Origin of the sequence: Lachnoanaerobaculum gingivalis (assembly GCF_003862475.1) — a bacterium.
Taxonomy (GTDB): Bacteria; Bacillota; Clostridia; order Lachnospirales; family Lachnospiraceae; genus Lachnoanaerobaculum; species Lachnoanaerobaculum gingivalis.
The window spans coordinates 162,280-177,823 of record NZ_RRCO01000006.1 but is presented as its reverse complement, the minus strand read 5'-3'; the positions used below and the strand labels follow the sequence as shown (position 1 = coordinate 177,823).

Annotated in this window: 12 protein-coding genes; 7 read left to right on the top strand and 5 right to left on the bottom strand. The window is 38.1% G+C overall.

The window, feature by feature from the left end; all coding sequences use genetic code 11:
* Positions 1-9: 9 nt before the first annotated feature.
* Genes EHV10_RS12640 through EHV10_RS12630 form a run of 3 tightly spaced genes read right to left on the bottom strand, consistent with a single transcriptional unit; the run spans position 10 to position 3,313 of the window.
* Positions 10-1,935: a V-type ATP synthase subunit I gene (locus EHV10_RS12640; RefSeq protein ID WP_128674960.1), complete on the bottom strand. Its 1,926-nt coding sequence runs from the start codon at positions 1,933-1,935 to the stop codon at positions 10-12.
* A complete protein-coding gene (locus EHV10_RS12635) occupies positions 1,932-2,999 on the bottom strand; it encodes a V-type ATPase subunit (RefSeq protein ID WP_007595199.1) in 1,068 nt (355 codons plus the stop codon). Before EHV10_RS12635 ends, EHV10_RS12640 begins: the two co-directional genes overlap by 4 nt.
* A 2-nt stretch (positions 3,000-3,001) precedes the next feature.
* Positions 3,002-3,313: a hypothetical protein gene (locus EHV10_RS12630; protein ID WP_007595200.1), complete on the bottom strand. Its 312-nt coding sequence runs from the start codon at positions 3,311-3,313 to the stop codon at positions 3,002-3,004.
* A 438-nt stretch (positions 3,314-3,751) separates the two neighbouring features.
* Between EHV10_RS12630 and EHV10_RS12625 the strand changes: the two genes are divergently transcribed.
* The 7 genes from EHV10_RS12625 (at position 3,752) to EHV10_RS12595 (ending at position 13,114) form a co-directional block, all read left to right on the top strand.
* A complete protein-coding gene (locus EHV10_RS12625) occupies positions 3,752-4,669 on the top strand; it encodes an ABC transporter permease (protein ID WP_007595201.1) in 918 nt (305 codons plus the stop codon).
* 55 nt (positions 4,670-4,724) lie between these two features.
* Positions 4,725-5,771 (top strand): ABC transporter permease, encoded by a 1,047-nt coding sequence (locus tag EHV10_RS12620; protein ID WP_128674959.1) that lies wholly within the window; start codon positions 4,725-4,727, stop codon positions 5,769-5,771.
* A gap of 12 nt (positions 5,772-5,783) precedes the next feature.
* A complete protein-coding gene (locus EHV10_RS12615) occupies positions 5,784-6,800 on the top strand; it encodes an ABC transporter ATP-binding protein (RefSeq protein ID WP_128674958.1) in 1,017 nt (338 codons plus the stop codon).
* Positions 6,785-7,837 carry an ABC transporter ATP-binding protein gene (locus EHV10_RS12610; RefSeq protein WP_128674957.1) on the top strand — a complete coding sequence of 351 codons (1,053 nt, stop codon included), beginning with the start codon at positions 6,785-6,787 and terminating at the stop codon, positions 7,835-7,837. Before EHV10_RS12615 ends, EHV10_RS12610 begins: the two co-directional genes overlap by 16 nt.
* A 44-nt stretch (positions 7,838-7,881) precedes the next feature.
* The gene (locus tag EHV10_RS12605) at positions 7,882-9,543 is read left to right on the top strand and encodes a peptide ABC transporter substrate-binding protein (RefSeq protein WP_128674956.1); all 1,662 of its coding nucleotides are present in this window, start codon (positions 7,882-7,884) and stop codon (positions 9,541-9,543) included.
* 29 nt (positions 9,544-9,572) lie between these two features.
* Positions 9,573-11,225 carry a peptide ABC transporter substrate-binding protein gene (locus tag EHV10_RS12600; RefSeq protein ID WP_128674955.1) on the top strand — a complete coding sequence of 551 codons (1,653 nt, stop codon included), beginning with the start codon at positions 9,573-9,575 and terminating at the stop codon, positions 11,223-11,225.
* Positions 11,226-11,425: 200 nt separating this feature from the next.
* Positions 11,426-13,114 (top strand): peptide ABC transporter substrate-binding protein, encoded by a 1,689-nt coding sequence (locus EHV10_RS12595; RefSeq protein WP_128674954.1) that lies wholly within the window; start codon positions 11,426-11,428, stop codon positions 13,112-13,114.
* Positions 13,115-13,191: 77 nt separating this feature from the next.
* On the opposite strand, the gene EHV10_RS12590 is transcribed toward EHV10_RS12595, so the two are convergent.
* Together EHV10_RS12590 and EHV10_RS12585 are read right to left on the bottom strand one after the other, a co-directional pair.
* Complete coding sequence (locus EHV10_RS12590; protein WP_128674953.1) at positions 13,192-13,968, bottom strand: TIGR03915 family putative DNA repair protein; 777 nt, start codon at positions 13,966-13,968, stop codon at positions 13,192-13,194.
* Positions 13,968-15,392 (bottom strand): putative DNA modification/repair radical SAM protein, encoded by a 1,425-nt coding sequence (locus EHV10_RS12585; RefSeq protein ID WP_128674952.1) that lies wholly within the window; start codon positions 15,390-15,392, stop codon positions 13,968-13,970. Before EHV10_RS12585 ends, EHV10_RS12590 begins: the two co-directional genes overlap by 1 nt.
* Between the last annotated feature and the right edge of the window lie 152 nt (positions 15,393-15,544).

The following is a 15,544-nucleotide window of genomic DNA, read 5'->3' as shown; positions in this document are numbered from 1 at the left end:
AATTATTTACTATGAATAAGGTTTAAATTCTCTTCCGTCACCTGTATAAAATCTTGAGAACAACTCATAATACTCAAGACGTAATACCTGTATACCTACAATTAAACCTTCCATACCCATTACAAAGATATTCCCGAGGACAACAACTATCCAGTTGATATTGCCGCTTTCAACACCTGAAAGCATAAGTACTACTTCCATCATTGCCGCATGGCTGACTGCAAACGCACCCACTCTGACAAAGGAAAGAGAGTTTGAAAAGTAGCTTAAAAGCACTTCAAAAAGCTCAAAGAATCCCTGTAGAATAAACATGCCTACACCTCCTTCAAGATGTACCTTTTTCCTTTCCAATACAGCCGATAAAGGCTCTTTTAAGAAAATTAAAATTAAAGGAAGTACAAACATTATAAACAGTACAATTGTCGCCGGCATATGATTACCTGTCATAAAAAGTATTATTGTAATAAGTGCCGACGCATAGAATACAAGTCCTGCAACACCGTTTGCATCAAACAATGCTTCACCGGGTTCATTAAACCTAAGCTTTGTCAAAATACTTAAGATCATCATAAGTATTATTATGAACATACCCAGAGTTATTGTTACCACAAAGACCGTATTTAAATTTCCGATAACGGGAAGTGCAGTCATTGCTTTTGCAGGTCTTACCCAAAGCGGTTGTATTATATCTTCAAATCCGAATATCGAACCGAATAAGAATCCGAAGATTGTAGAGAAGAATCCGCATCTGGCAATAATTGCCGCAAGCCTTGATTTCTTCTTATGGGCTATAATACTTCCGAGGATTAAAAGCACAAGACCCTGTCCGACATCTCCGAACATAAAACCGAATAAAACGGAATATGTCAGAGCTATAAGTATTGTAGGATCAAATTCCTTATAATTCGGCAAGCCGTACATTTCAACAAACATTTCATAAGGTTTGAAAAGGGCATTGTTCTTTAACTTTATAGGCGGAGTACTGCTTATTTTTGATAAGTTTCTTTCCGCAAGGCAGAAAGTACTCGGCTCATTTTCAAGTTCTTTTGCCAGTTTTTCGGCATCATCTTTTTTAAGCCATCCGCATATGATATAGAAGACTTTCTTATCTTTTCTGTTATCTCTGGTGGCTGCCGCATACTTTCTGACTTCAAATACCTTGTTGAATCTATAAAGTACCTGATTTGCCAAAAGAAAATCTTCACGGCTGTTTTCAAGTACACTTAGTATCTTATTGTCGATATTAAGTATATTATCCTGTAACTCTTTAATTTTTTCCTGAAGCTTGGCACTTGAATATTCAGGTGTACCATGGTACTCATCAGGCAGGAAAAATCTTTCAAAATGCATTGAAGCATATATAGCGTCTATTTGCTCCGAAATGGCATCCGGTACAAAATACACACCCCAGACCTTATCATCTATTTCTCTTGCCTTGTAAAAAATAGTGTCAATACTTTCATACACAAAAGTCATAAACTTTTCGTAATATTCCGTCGGCATGGAACCGAATCTGAAGTTTACATACTTAAAGTGCAGAATCTTTTCGGTGTCATAATCCAGTCCTATAAAATAGTGGACATTTTTAAGCTTTTCCTCGTATCCCGCAAGTTCCGATTCAAGTTCACTCTTTTTTTGTGATAAAGAATAGACCTTATCTGAAATACTCCGGGTTATTTTGTCGGCCTCCTCGATACTCATGTGACGATTCGTGTGTAAACCGGTATCTTTAAAGTATTCTTTCAGTTCCTGCGATCTTGCCAAGATGTCCTTATAAGGATTGCTTTCATTGAAGGCATGCAATTCTTTGACATTTTTCAGCTCTGAAAGAGCATTTTCCAACTGAAAATCATACTTACTGATATAAGTTTCTATGATTCTGTCAATATCGTCTTTCGGGCCTGTGATATTCAAGAATTCCATTCTCTCAATCATGCGAAAGACCTCCTTGTTTCAAGTTTTAAAATATTAGAGACAATATCTTCCGGAGGAAGCGAATATCTTATGGATTCTATTATCTCTATAACTCTGCTTATCTCAAGTTCCCTGGAATACAGATAGTAGCTGAGGCTTGCCAAAGAATACGGATTATCCTTCTTATGTTTATTATACAGATATTCCAATGTCCTCATATAAAATTCTTCCAGTCCGGGTTTGTACTTGAAAAGCTTTGCAGACAATTTCCCATAGTATGAATTGTCAAATATTACAAAAAACTCATCAAGATTTTGGGCCTCAACCATTTGCTTTATTTCATCTACGCTTATCTTGTAATAATGTGGGATGAGAGTGGCATATACCCTTGTATTACTTACTTTATAATACTTCTTGGTTCTGTATATCCATTGCATATTAAGGAAATCACATCTTGTTCCAAGGATTGAGAGTACTTCTTTGCTTTCATCACCTTTAAGCTCTTTTTGCGCAAATTTGAAGCAAATCTCAAAATAATAAGAGTCAAGAGCAAGTGCATAGTCAAATATATTGGTACTTCCGGTAGACAATACCTGATTTGTACAATCATAATATTCCGTATTTTTCAGTGAATCAACGAATTGTGATACATCTTGTGCAGATATAAGCTCATCGATGTTCAGATTTGTTTTTGTACCCATATACTTGGAATATGATTTTAAATCCAAAGATGTCGGTCTATGACTGAGAATGTCTCGCAGTATACGCTTTAAGACATAGATCGTATTGTACATAGATACTAAATTCAGATATTTTCTTGGAGTACCCGAGTTGAATTTGCAGAGTCTTGAAAACTCTTCCAGACTACTTAACAATAATATTTGCTCGATATCCTCACGATGTAATGTATTGATGTCGACTTTTTTAAATGCATCACGGTAGTATTTATAATGCATAAGCTCATTCATTGCATCAGTGATGGTTTCACATTCACATAATGATTTGAAACCGTCAATACTTATTAAATCACTTGACATCGAACGAATTTTAGTGGTAAGGGAAGAGTATTTAAATAAATTTCCCATGGCTACTCCTTAATCATATTTGAGAATAGCATATCCACATATTTATCATGGTGAGTGTCATACATGTCTTGCAGATTCCTAAAGGCCTTCTCAGACTGTTGTTTGAGTTCTGAAATCTTTTTTTCTTTAGACAAATTCATAGATTTCTGCAACTCGGCAATTCTTGCCTTTGTCTTAGCATCAAGATCTTGCTTCCAAAGCTCTTTCCTGGCGTTAATCTCAGCAGCGATTTCCTTTTTCTTTTGAACGGCATCATCAACGTAAGCTTGAGATGAGTCTTCTATTTCAGAAAGCCTGCTTATTATATCATCCATAAAACCTCCTTAGTAAATAGTATTATGTGATATACCATGTAAGGCAAACCACTCAAATATATTTCAGTCTACTTATGTGGTACATTTAATAGGAAGAAACACATTTGTCTAAATATCATATACCTTTTTTGAAAAAAGTAAAGGGATATATTGCATAAAGAAGATAAAAAAATATAAAGAAATATAAAGCTAAAATTACAAAAAAAATATCATGTATTTTATCGACAAACATAAGTGCACGCTATACGAACAGAGTCTTGAAAAAGATAGTAGAATAGTGTATAATTGTGCAGGAAGTAGGCAATATTTAGCAACGGTGCTTGCCTACTATTTTTTGTACAAGCTTTTATTTCTATGTGAAAATATCTAAAAGCATAAAATATTGGCAAAATACTTTAATAACTTATAGAAAAAATAAAAAGTAAAGGAGAGGAAATCGTGTTAAAGTATATTATCAAAAGGTTGATATTCGGAATAGCAACAATATTCATCGTATCAACCTTGACTTTTTTCCTGATGCAGCAAGTTCCGGGTGGACCTTTCGCTGCGGATAAGTCAATTTCAAAAGCGGCTCAAAAAGCATTGGAGGTAAAATATGGCCTTGATAAGCCTATTACAGTGCAGTATATCAATTATTTTAAAAATGCATTGAAAGGTGATTTTGGAATAAGTATAAAGCAAAGGGGAAGAGATGTAGCTCAGATAATATCCACAAAATTTCCTGTTTCTGCCAGAGTAGGTGGAATATCTATAGTCCTTGCATTAATATTCGGAGTGCCTTTGGGTTCCATTGCCGCACTTAACAGAGGAAAGGTACTTGACAGACTTATTATAATGTTTGCAACTTTGGGAATAGCGGTACCGAGTTTCGTTGTTTGTACTATTCTAATGTACTTTTTAGGCGTAAAGCTTGAACTTTTGCCTACATATGGTCTTACATCACCGTTAAACTACATCATGCCGGTACTGGCACTTTCGTTTTATCCTACAGCTTATATTGCAAGACAGATGAGATCTTCAATGCTTGACGTACTTGGACAGGACTATATGAGAACAGCAAGAGCAAAGGGTCTTTCAGAGAATGTTATTTTGTTTAAGCATGCACTCAGAAATGCTATTTTGCCTATCATTACATATATGGGTCCGCTTGTAGCGTATACACTTGTAGGAAGCTTTGTTGTAGAGAAGATATTCACCATTCCGGGACTTGGAGGTGAATTTGTAAGTTCTGTTATAAATCAGGACTATACAGTTATCATGGGAACCACCATATTCCTGGCAACTCTTATTATTTTTATGAACGTAGTGGTAGATATTGCATATACTATCGTAGATCCTAGAATAAAACTTAAGTAAAGCCTATAAGAAAGGAGAAGGTTGTCACAAGTATTTTGTGACATCCCTATATATAATGAGCAAACATATTATTTCAGGGCATTTAAATTTATCGCCTGAAGATTTTTTGCCCGCCAGCAAAGAAGAAAAAGAAAGTCTGGTAGTGATGCGTCAGAGTGTCAGCTTCTGGCAGGACGGATTTCGAAGACTTTTAAAGAATAAAGTGGCACTTGCATCTTTGACAGTATTTTTTGTCATATTGATACTTGCATTTATAGTGCCGATATTTTACCCATATAACTACGCAATACAGTTAAAGGGTAGTGAGAGACTTATGCCTATGCAGTATTCTGCAGGAGAACTTGCAAGAATTGCCGCAGGAGAAAAGGTATTTCCACATATACTCGGAACCGACAGTCTTGGAAGAGACTATGCCATAAGAGTAATGATGGGAGCCAGAATATCACTTATAGTAGGACTTTTGGCATCATTTATCGTGCTTATAATCGGTTCGATTTACGGTTCCGTTGCGGCATTTACCGGCGGATGGGTTGACCTTATAATGATGAGAATTGTAGATATAATATATACAGTTCCTGATATATTACTTATAATACTTCTTACATTTGCGCTTAAGAAGCCGATGAAGCTTTTGGCGTCCGCACCGGGATTCGGATGGATCAATGTTCTAGGTATAAACCTTATAAGTATATTTATAGTTTTTGCCCTTCTTTACTGGGTAGGTATGGCAAGAATTGTCCGTGGACAGATACTTGTATTAAAAGAGCAGGAGTATGTTACAGCTGCAAGAGCACTTGGTGCAAAGAGCGGTCAGATTATCAGAAAGCACTTGCTTACAAATACTATCGGTACATTGATTGTTACAACTACATTGCAAATACCTTCTGCTATATTTACAGAAAGTTATTTGTCATTTTTGGGACTTGGTGTGGCTGTTCCTATGCCGTCTCTCGGTTCACTTGCTTCCGATGCCATAACGGGATTGCAGTCATATCCACATCTTCTGTTCGCACCGGCAATACTTATCAGTTTGATAATACTTAGTCTTAACCTTTTGGGAGACGGACTCCGTGATGCATTTGACCCTAAGCTAAAGAATTAAAGGAAGGTAATTATGAGTAAACATCTTGTAGATATAGAACATGAGAGACTTTCCTTCTTTACTCCGGCAGGAGAGGTGAAAGCCTTAGATGATGTTTCCTTCTATGTAAACGAAGGAGAAGTGCTGGGAGTAGTAGGAGAGTCAGGCTCCGGAAAGAGTGTTACAAGCTATTCTCTTATGGGGCTTATAGCAAATCCGGGAAAGATCATAGGTGGAGATTTATACTTCAACGGATATCATATCAATGAAATGAGTGAAAAAGAAATGAGAAAAATCCGTGGAAATGAAGTTTCAATCATTTTCCAGGATCCTATGACAAGCTTGAACCCGGTATATACTATCGGAAACCAGATAATGGAAGTTATACTTCTGCATACAGATAAGAATAAAAAAGAGGCAAGGGAGAGAGCAAGAGAGCTTCTTACTTTGGTAGGTATAAACGAGCCTGATAAGAGACTTAAGCAATATCCTCATGAGCTCTCCGGAGGTATGAGACAGAGAGTTATGATTGCGATGGCGCTTGCCTGCGAGCCTAAGCTTTTGATTGCGGATGAGCCTACAACGGCGCTTGACGTTACTATTCAGGCACAGATTATAGAGCTTATGATTGAGCTTAAAAATAAGCTTGGTATGGCAATTATTATGATTACACATGACCTTGGTGTAGTTGCAAATATCTGTGACAGAATAGCGGTTATGTATGCGGGAAAAATTATAGAGAGCGGTCTTACAGACGAGATTTTTTACAACCCTAAGCATGAATATACAAAGGGACTTTTAAAGAGTATTCCTAAGATGTATGAGGCCGATTATGAAAGACTTGTACCTATCGAAGGTACACCGGTGGATATGCTTAATCCACCGAAGGGTTGTCCTTTTGCTTCCAGATGTGATTCATGTATGAAGATATGCTTAAGAGAAATGCCGCCGGTTAAGGATTTCAGTGAAACTCATTATTCACAGTGTTGGTTAAATGAGTTGGAAGAAGATAATAATACAGAGGGAGAATCAGTATGTCTGAAAAAATAATTAGAGTTGAACATTTACAACAATTCTTCCCTGTTGGAGGTTTTGGTAAAAATAAAAAATATGTAAGAGCTGTGGATGATGTTTCTTTCCACATTGAAAAGGGAGAAACTCTGGGACTTGTAGGAGAGTCGGGTTGCGGTAAAACCACAACGGGTAGATCTTTACTTAGACTCTATGAGCCTACAGACGGAAGAATAATATACAAAGACCAAGTGCTTTTTGACAGCGGAAAAGTACCTCTTGTAGATGAGAACGGTAACGATATCATCGAAAACGGTGTACCTAAGCTTGGAAAAAAGACAGCGGTAAATATGTATCCTTACAGAAAAAAACTTCAGATAGTTTTCCAGGATCCTTACGCATCACTTGACCCTAGAATGACGGTCGGAGATATTATCGGTGAGGCTATCGATATCAATAAGATTGCGGCTTCAAAACAGGACAGACATGATAAAATTATTGAGGTTTTAAAGACAGTAGGTCTTAACTCCGAGCACGCCAACAGATATCCCCACGAGTTCTCAGGAGGACAGAGACAAAGAGTAGGTATTGCAAGAGCGCTTGTAGTAGATCCGGACTTTATCGTTGCCGATGAGCCTGTATCCGCACTTGACGTTTCCATTCAGGCTCAGGTTGTAAATATGTTTGAGGATTTACAAAAGGAAAGAGGGCTTACCTATCTGTTTATCGCCCATGACCTTTCTATTGTAAATCATATAAGTAACAGAATAGGTGTTATGTATCTTGGAAGAATGGTCGAGCTTTCAGAGTCCGGAGAGATTATATTCAGACCGCTTCATCCATATACAAAGAGTCTTATCTCCGCGATACCTGTAGCAGATCCTAGGGTATCAAGAGAAAGATCGAGAATTGTACTTGAGGGAGAAGTACCTTCACCTCTTAATCCGCCAAGCGGATGCCATTTCAGAACCAGATGTAAATATGCTACAGAGCAGTGTGCAATGGAAGTTCCGAAGTGGAGAGAAGTGGAAAAGGGACATTTTGTAGCCTGCCACAATATTGAGAGGATAAACTAGAAATTAGAACCTGTTGGTTTTGATAAAAATATTTAGGAGGATTTATGAAGAAACAATTGGTTTTAGCTACATTGGTTCTTACCGGTGCACTTGTACTTGCAGGTTGCGGCGGTGGCGGATCAAAGTCGGCTACAAAGGCGGGAGGCAAGATTCTTACTATCGAATTGGGACCGGAAGTGGAATCAATTGACCCTGCACTCAATACAACAAATGACGGAGCAAACTATCTCACATATCTTTTTGACAACTTGTTAAGAGTTGACAAGGAAGGAAAAGTTGCTCCAAGTTTGGCTGAAAAATATGAAGTAAGCGATGACGGACTTACATGGACATTCCACTTAAGAGACGGATTAAAGTGGTCGGACGGTTCGGATCTTACAGCTAATGACTTCGTATACAGCTGGCAGAGAATGATCGACCCTGAGGTTGCCGCACCATATGCGGAGATAACTCTAGGAATGTTGGAAGGTTATGAGGAGGCTATAGGTTTACCTGATGCCGACGGTAATCCTACAATAGATCCTGATGTTACAAAACTTGGTGTTGAGGCAACCGATGACAAGACTTTGGTAGTTCATATGTCATCACCTACACCTTATTTTGACAAGCTTGCAACATTTGCCGCACTTTCACCTGTAAAGAAGGATGTAGTAGATGCAAATCCTGACGGATGGACACTTGATCCTAAGACATATATATCAACAGGTCCGTTCAAGCTTACAGAGTGGAAATCAGGCAGCTATTTAATGCTTGAGAAAAATGAGAATTACTGGAACAAGGATGCCGTAAAGCTTGACGGTATCAAATGTCTTCTTATGCAGGATCAAAATGCCGCATTCAGTGCATATGAGTCGGGAGATGCTTTAATGATTAAGGATATTCCTACACAGGAAATCACAACATTGCAAAAGAGATCTGACTATCACCTTGATCCACAGCTTGGAACATATTTCATCGACTTGAACAACACATTGGATGAGTTCAAGGATGCAAGAGTTCGTCAGGCGCTTTCACTTGCACTTGACAGAAAGTATATCTCAGAGACTATTACAGCAGGTACATATACTCCTGCAAGCGGATTTGTAAGTGCCGGTACATCAGACTGGGACGGCTCGCTTTGGGCAGATAATATTACAGATCCTTCAGTATATATAAATGTTGACGACTTCGCAGGTAACCTTGCAAAGGCTAAAGAGCTTTTGGCCGAGGCGGGACATCCGAACGGTGAAGGACTTCCTACACTTACATACTCAACAAATGATTCGGCTTATCACAAGAAGATTGCAGAGTATTTACAGCAGGCATGGAAAGAGCTTGGAGTTAATGTAGAAGTTAATATAGTTGAGTGGAAGTCATTTACACCACAGAGAAGATCCGGAAACTATCAGATAGCAAGAGACGGTTGGGTAATGGATTACAACGATCCTTCAAATATCCTTCAGCTTACACAGACAGGAAACGGAAACAACAGCTCAAAGTATTCAAATCCTGAGTATGATGCACTCTTAGAGAAAGCCGCTAAAGAGGTGGATCCACAGACAAGATTCGGATATTTCCATCAGGCCGAGGAGATGCTTATGAGAGATATGGGTGTAACACCGCTTCTTTACTACAATGAGATGTATCTTCAGAGCGATAAGGTAAAAGACAGCTATCATACAGCTGACGGTATCTATCACTTTGAGTATGCCGATATTGCAGAATAAAAAATTATTAGAATTTTAGGAGAAGAATTATGAGAAAAAGATTGTTTTTGGCTACACTGACAATTGCTGCAGCAGTAGCACTTTCAGCATGTGGAGGTTCAAAATCCGCAAGTAAGAGCGGAAAGATTCTTACTATCGAGGAAGGACCTGATGTTGAAACAATTGACCCCGCACTTAATCAGTCAGCTGACGGTGCAAACTATATCACAATGATATCAGACAACTTGCTTAGACTTGATAAGGACGGCAAGATAGCCCCAAGCTTGGCTGAAAAATATGAAGTAAGCGATGACGGACTTACTTGGACTTTCCATCTAAGAGACGGGCTTAAGTGGTCAGACGGTTCAAAACTTACAGCTAATGACTTTGTATATAGCTGGCAGAGAATGGTTGACCCCGAGGTTGCCGCACCATATGCAGAGACTGTACTTGGAATGGTAGAGGGGTATGATGAGGCTATCGGTAAGCCTGATGCGGACGGTAATCCTACAATAGATCCTGATATCACAAAGCTTAATGTAGAGGCACCGGATGACAAGACTTTGGTAGTTCATATGTCACATCCTGCACCTTATTTTGACAGACTTGCGGCATTTGCATCACTTTCACCTGTAAAGAAAGATGTAGTAGAGGCAAATCCTGACGGATGGAGTCTTGATCCTAAGACATATATCTCTACAGGTCCTTTCAAGCTTACAGAGTGGAAGCAGGGAAGCTATTTGTTGGTTACAAAGAATGAAAATTACTGGAACAAGGATGCCATAAAGCTTGACGGTATTAAATGTCTCCTTATGCAGGATCAGAATGCCGCTTTCAGCGCATATGAGTCGGGAGATGCATTAATGATTAAGGATTATCCGGTACAGGAGATAACAACAATGCAGAAGAGACCGGATTATAAGTCCAGTCCTAAGCTTGGAATATCATATATCGATATCAACAATGATTTGGATGAGTTTAAAGATCCTAAGGTGAGAGAGGCACTTTCACTTGCACTTGACAGAAAGTATATGGCGGATACTATTACTGCAGGTATAAATTCACCTGCAACAGGCTTTATCCCTGACGGTGTAGTGGATTGGGACGGAAGCGCATGGGCTGACAATATCACAGATAAGTCTGTATACTACGATAATGACAATTTTGATGCAAACCTTGCAAAGGCTAAGGAGCTTTTGAAGGAAGCAGGACATGAGAACGGAGCAGGTCTTCCTGCTATGTCATATACAACAAATGATGCAGGTCTCAACAAGAAGGTTGCAGAGTACTTACAGCAGGCTTGGAAAGAGCTTGGAATAAATGTTGAAGTAAATATCGTTGAGTGGAAGTCATTTATACCGCAGAGAAGATCCGGAAACTATCAGATAGCAAGAGACGGATGGGTAATGGACTACAACGATCCTTCAAATCTTCTTGAGTGTGCATACAGCTCAAACGGAAACAACAGCTCAAGATACAAAAATCCTGAGTTTGATGCACTGCTTGATAAGGCTGCAAATGAGTCTGATGCAAAGACAAGATTCGGATATTTTCATCAGGCTGAGGAACTTCTCTTAAAAGATACAGGGGTTATTCCGCTGATGTATCAAAATGAGACATATCTTCAGAGCGATAAGATAAAAGACAGCTTCTATACTTCAGACGGTATTTGGCACTTTGAGTATGCCGATATAGCAGAATAATATACTATATTTCAGAGTCGGAATTTTACGTCCGGCTCTTTTTGTATAAATATTGATAATCTTTGATGTATAAATTTGATTTTTGAATATTTTAAATTGTCAAGATATCATTTATTTAATTTAAAGGGGTAGACAAAGATATTCAAGTATGGTATATTTATTCACATAATTGAATAAAGTTAAAAATGGAGGAGGAATTAATGAAAAAAAGAATTATTGTTGCAGCATTGGCAATAGCCGGTGCAATGGCCCTGTCAGGATGTGGCGGTTCAAAATCAGGCGGTGACGGTACAAAAAGTGGCAATACTACACAAACAGCTGCCGGTAAGAAGATACTTACAATTCAGCTCGGACCTGATGTAGAGTCAATTGACCCTGCACTCAACTCTGCCGTAGACGGTGCAAACTATATATTGTTTGCTTTTGACAATCTTTTAAAGATGGACAAAGACGGAAAAGTGGTACCGGGACTTGCCGAAAAGTATGAAGTAAGTGATGATCAGCTTACATGGACATTCCACTTAAGAGACGGCTTAAAGTGGTCTGACGGTTCAGCTCTTACAGCTAATGATTTTGTATACAGCTGGCAGAGATTGGTTGATCCGAATGTTGCCGCACCATATGCACAGACAGTGCTCGGAATGGTGGAAGGTTATGATGACGCTGTCGGAAAACCTGACGCTGACGGTAATACCACAGTAGACCCTGACCCTACAAAACTTAAAGTTGAAGCTACAGATGACAAGACCTTGGTTGTACATATGGCAAAGCCTACACCTTATTTTGATAAGCTTGCGGCATTTGCTTCACTTTCACCTGTAAAGAAGGATGTTGTAGAGGCAAATCCTGACGGTTGGAGCATCGATCCTAAGACATATATTTCATCAGGTCCTTTTAAACTTACAGAGTGGCAACCTGGAAGCTATCTTATGTTTGAGAAGAATGAGAACTATTGGGATGCCGACTCTATAAAGCTTGACGGTATCAAATGTCTTCTTATGCAGGATCAGAATGCGGCTTTCAGTGCATATGAGTCAGGTGATGCTTTAATGATAAAGGATGTCCCTACACAGGAGATAGATTCATTAAAGAGCAGAGCCGATTATCATATAGATCCTATACTCGGAACATATTATCTTGATTTAAACAATACCTTAGATGAGTTTAAGGATTCAAGAGTAAGAGAGGCGCTTTCGCTTGCTCTTGACAGAAAGTATATTTCAGAGACAATTACATCAGGTACATATACACCTGCAAGCGGATTTGTAAGTGAGGGTGTAACAGACTGGAACGGTACTGCTTGGCAGGACAATATAACAGATAAGTCCGCTTATATAAATATTGATGATCATGCGGCAAACCTTGCAAAGGCTAAGGAGCTTTTGAAGGAGGCAGGACATGAAAACGGTGCAGGTCTTCCTGATATAGTATATTCAACAAACGATCAGGCTTACCACAAAAAGATTGCAGAGTATTTACAGCAGGCATGGGGCGAACTTGGACTTAAGGTTGATGTAAATATAGTTGAGTGGAAGTCATTTACACCACAGAGAAGAGCAGGTAACTACCAGGTGGCAAGAGACGGATGGGTAATGGATTACAACGATCCTTCAAATATCCTTGAGCTTGCATTAACAGGAAATGGAAATAACAATGCTAAGTACAGCAATCCTGAATTCGACGCTCTTATGGGCAAGGCGGCTACAGAGAAAGATCCACAAACAAGATTCGGATACTTACATCAGGCTGAAGATTTTATAATGAAGGATACTGCCATGGTTCCGCTTCTTTATTACAATGATTTCTATCTTCAGAGTGATAAGATAACAGGCAGCTGGCATTCACCTGACGGCTTCTGGCATTTTGAGTATGCTGATATAGCAGAGTAATAATTGAATAATAAAGCATACATTTTAGTATAAAAGCGGGTTGTCGTTAATTTTAAACGACAACCTGCTTTTTGAATTCAGGCATTTTTATTTTCATCTATAAATTCAGTCATATACTTTCTTTTTCTAAGAGGACAATTTTTTCTTTGCAGATTCACATTTTCCCTTTCCTCTATTGAAATATTTTCAAAAAATACTTTCCATAGTTTGGAATAAGGATTTTTGATATCATTTAATTTCGTAGCGACTTCAAGTTCATTTTTTTCAATTGTTTGCATATAACATTCACTGTCCTTTGGATGAATTAAAGCAATACTTCTTGAAGCGTCTATAATGATCCAGTTAAGAGAGGGCATTCGGTCTTTAAAATGGTAGGAGAGTTCGGCAAGTATATTATGCTTCGGTTCTATAGTTGCCAAAAACATATCCTTATCCACTTCTTTAAATCTTGTCACCTCCTTATAGGAATGAATCTCTCGACTTACTGCTGTTTGAAACTTTAAAAGTTTCATAACAGCTTCCTCACCCGACATATAATTGATTTTTTTACCATATTTAAAAGCAAGCCTTAGATAATTATAAATATCATTTCCCGTATCTTTATAATATAAAAAAGCCATATAAACAGTCTCATATGCTTGTATGGAAATCTTGTGCTTAACACTTTCTATAACCTTTTTTGCTTTAGTAATATCTGTGCTTACATATACAATTTCCGAAAACAGACTTTGCTGTGTAAATAAATGCTTCTGCAGTATTATATTTTCATCCTTATGGCAAAGACTGTATTCCCAAGTTGTGTATATACATGATGCCAAAGCGTAGAAGTTATCATCGTATGTAAATATTTTCATTATTTTAACCCAAAATCATCAAATAGAGACAACTGTTTTTCGGTGCTGTATTGACGGTTCTCATTACCGTTTAATCCGATAAGTCTATTTGTTATATATTTTTCATCCAATAAGGTTTTGTACATCATTTTTCCGTTACAGGTTAAAAAGTACTGTGCCCTTTTTAAGACTACACCCATCTTGGCAATGGAATTAAAGTCAAGCAGTGAGTATCTGCGAGAAGTTACAATTCTTCTTGCCGCCTTAGGACCGATACCGGGTACCCTAAGTAAACTTGCCATATCGGCTGTCTGTACCTCGACAGGGAAAAACTCCAAATGCTTAACAGCCCAATTGCACTTAGGATCCATATAGGTGTTGAAGTCCGGATTATCTTTACTTAGAAGCTCCTGTGCATTAAAACCGTAAAATCTAATAAGCCAGTCAGCTTGATAAAGTCTGTGCTCTCTTAAAAGCGGCACAGGTGTGTCGGGATTTGGCAGTGATGAATCCTCATTAATAGGAATATATGCGGAATAAAATACCCTTTTTAAATCAAAGCTTTTATACAGATTTTGTGCAGTCATAAGTATAGTATAATCGCTGTCATCACCGGTACCGATAATCATTTGTGTACTCTGTCCTGACGGTACAAAAGGGCGAATATCAGCCTGTTTGGTGATGAGTGACGATTTTAAAATATTATCCCCTTCAATTTGGGCTACATCATTAAATATACTTCCGGGAAGATATTTATTTATATTGCTTCTTGGGAGCTTTATACTCTTTCCGGTACTTAACCTATTCATCTCTATGGAATCCTTTATTTTTTTCATGGGATCCGATATAAGATTAAAGCTTTTATTGGGAGCATATTTTTTAAGGCTTGATTCGCTTGGAAACTCAATATTAACACTCATTCTGTCTGCAAGAGAGCCGGCCTGTAAAAGTAATTCATCAGAGGCACCCGGTATGGCCTTAACATGGACATAGCCGTTAAACATGTATTCGCTTCTTAACAGAATAAGAGTTTCGCAGATCCTTTCCATAGTAAAGTTCGGACTGTTAATTATACCGGAACTTAAAAACAACCCTTCAATATAATTCCTTTTGTAAAATTCCACAGTCAACTCACAGATCTCTCTCGGAGTAAAGCATGCACGGTGTATGTCATTGTTTTTTCTGTTGATACAGTATTTACAATCAAAAATACAATGGTTTGTCATAAGTATCTTAAGCAAGGAAATACATCTTCCGTCCCCACTGAAAGTATGGCATATTCCTGAGGCTACGCTATTGCCAAGCATTCCTCCCTTTCCCTTTCTATCCACTCCGCTTGAGGTGCAGGCAACATCATATTTAGCGGCATCTGAGAGTATTTCAAGCTTTTTAAAAATATCATCATTAGAACATATGTTTATCATAAATAGATTATATACGAACATACGTTTGCATGTCAACAGATGTTGTTCTGATATAATTCTTCGATGCTTTTTGAAATATATAGGTAAGTAGACACTAATTTCAGAATGGAAAAAATGCCTTAAAAATGCTATGATCTTTTTGTAGGGAAAGTAGGAAATAAATTATAGATGTC

Bases quoted from the DNA above. Each gene is read 5' to 3' on its own strand.
- EHV10_RS12640 (WP_128674960.1), bottom strand. From the start codon at position 1,935: ATGATTGAGAGAATGGAATTCTTGAATATCACAGGCCCGAAAGACGAT.
- EHV10_RS12635 (WP_007595199.1), bottom strand. From the start codon at position 2,999: ATGGGAAATTTATTTAAATACTCTTCCCTTACCACTAAAATTCGTTCG.
- EHV10_RS12630 (WP_007595200.1), bottom strand. From the start codon at position 3,313: ATGGATGATATAATAAGCAGGCTTTCTGAAATAGAAGACTCATCTCAA.
- EHV10_RS12620 (WP_128674959.1), top strand. From the start codon at position 4,725: ATGAGCAAACATATTATTTCAGGGCATTTAAATTTATCGCCTGAAGAT.
- EHV10_RS12615 (WP_128674958.1), top strand. From the start codon at position 5,784: ATGAGTAAACATCTTGTAGATATAGAACATGAGAGACTTTCCTTCTTT.
- EHV10_RS12610 (WP_128674957.1), top strand. From the start codon at position 6,785: ATGTCTGAAAAAATAATTAGAGTTGAACATTTACAACAATTCTTCCCT.
- EHV10_RS12605 (WP_128674956.1), top strand. From the start codon at position 7,882: ATGAAGAAACAATTGGTTTTAGCTACATTGGTTCTTACCGGTGCACTT.
- EHV10_RS12600 (WP_128674955.1), top strand. From the start codon at position 9,573: ATGAGAAAAAGATTGTTTTTGGCTACACTGACAATTGCTGCAGCAGTA.
- EHV10_RS12595 (WP_128674954.1), top strand. From the start codon at position 11,426: ATGAAAAAAAGAATTATTGTTGCAGCATTGGCAATAGCCGGTGCAATG.
- EHV10_RS12590 (WP_128674953.1), bottom strand. From the start codon at position 13,968: ATGAAAATATTTACATACGATGATAACTTCTACGCTTTGGCATCATGT.
- EHV10_RS12585 (WP_128674952.1), bottom strand. From the start codon at position 15,392: ATGTTCGTATATAATCTATTTATGATAAACATATGTTCTAATGATGAT.